At 51.1% G+C, this 662-nt stretch carries 1 protein-coding gene; it reads right to left on the bottom strand.

Annotation, left to right across the window (positions count from 1 at the left end):
* On the bottom strand, positions 1–559 hold a 559-nt coding region (locus DBV35_RS29080), incomplete at its 3' end, for a protein rep (protein ID WP_170135075.1).
* Positions 560–662 lie beyond the last annotated feature (103 nt).

Genomic DNA, 662 nt, shown 5'->3' on the forward strand with positions numbered 1-662 from the left:
TAACGTAGTTCTTCCCTTTAAACCAAGAAGGTTGCACCATCAGCAGACAGTGAAAATGCGGATGTGCGCTGCCATCCTTACCTCGCGTCACCTCCGTAGCCCTGATCCACCCCTGAACAGGTGATAGCTCCTTTCGCTTTTCCATTCGCTTAAACGCCGCATTCATTGCTGTAAGGACTGTTCCAAGTTCACCTATCTCGCAGTTCCTGACAGTTAACGTCAGAAACAACCATCGGGAAGACGGGTAATCCACAACGATTTTCGGTAGAGCCTGATAAAAACGGGCTTGCCACATGAGGGTTCTTCTCCACTGGCAGACAGGGCAATGACGGACACGGCAAAATTTCGCACTACGAAGCCGTAGGCGCGTTTCTCCGGTTTCCATGATGGTAGACCAACCAAAACGTAACAAACCGCTACAGGAGGCCATACGGAGTGCATAGCGCTCGAATTCAGCAGCAGTCTGGTAGATACCCCCGACAGAATCGGTAAGCGTGCGCTGGGTATCCCAAACTGCATCACGGGGGCTGTAGTCCGAAAGGAATTTATCTTCTGACATTAAGCCTGCTCCGATCTGGGCAGGCTGTGATTTGATGTGGTATATTCATCACGTACCTGTGCATTGCGAGCCAGTACATGTCACCAGAGTTTGCCGCTGAGGT

It is taken from the genome of Acuticoccus kandeliae, assembly GCF_003073115.1.